The sequence below is a fragment of the Natrinema pallidum DSM 3751 genome (genome assembly GCF_000337615.1).
GTDB classification, from domain to species: domain Archaea; phylum Halobacteriota; class Halobacteria; order Halobacteriales; family Natrialbaceae; genus Natrinema; species Natrinema pallidum.
Genome location: NZ_AOII01000043.1, coordinates 1 through 619 on the forward strand (window position 1 = coordinate 1; position 619 = coordinate 619).

Here is a 619-nt window from a genome sequence, read left to right on the forward strand (position 1 = left end):
GTCCCCGATGTCTACCTCGGGATCGTCGTCGTAGTGGCTCAGACTTTGGTCCAAGAGCTCACCGAAGCACGTCTCGATCTCCCCGTCCGAGAGTCCCTCGAGCGCCTGCCGAACCTCTTCGAATCGATCTCCATCCAGATCCCACGGAATCGTGTCGTGCTCGGTCTCTCGAGCGACGTAATACTGGGCGTATCTGCGTGCATGCCCAACGTGTTCCCCCTCGCTATGGGTGCGTTCCGCTGCCTTGTCCGGGTACCTATCCTGTTCGTGATACTTAATTTCGCCGTTAAACTCTATTTCAATCCAGTGTTCAACCTCATTGTTGTCATATACATAGATACCGACACGCTCGTCGTTTTCTCCAGTAATATTCCCTTCCATGTTGATCACTTTCCGAGTTCCTCACCCTGCGAATCTCCCGTTCCGATATCGTCGGCAAGATCGAATTCCTGGTCAGTATTGAGACCGAGTCGATCTCGCAAGAGCGATTGGACCTCGCCAGCGACGTGCTGGCCGAATTTCGTGGTGAGGACGGCCCCGAGCGGAACGCCAGCGAGGCCACCGGCCACTGCCCCGGCCGGTCCAGCTATCGCCCCGACTGCCGATCCAACCGTCCAGC

General features: G+C 57.0%; 2 pseudogenes. Both read right to left on the reverse strand.

Going from position 1 to position 619, the window contains the following annotated elements:
* Positions 1–381, reverse strand: a pseudogene (locus C487_RS07515) (hypothetical protein); the annotation flags it as partial.
* A gap of 5 nt (positions 382–386) precedes the next feature.
* Positions 387–619 (reverse strand): annotated as a pseudogene (locus C487_RS07520) (DUF4157 domain-containing protein); the annotation flags it as partial.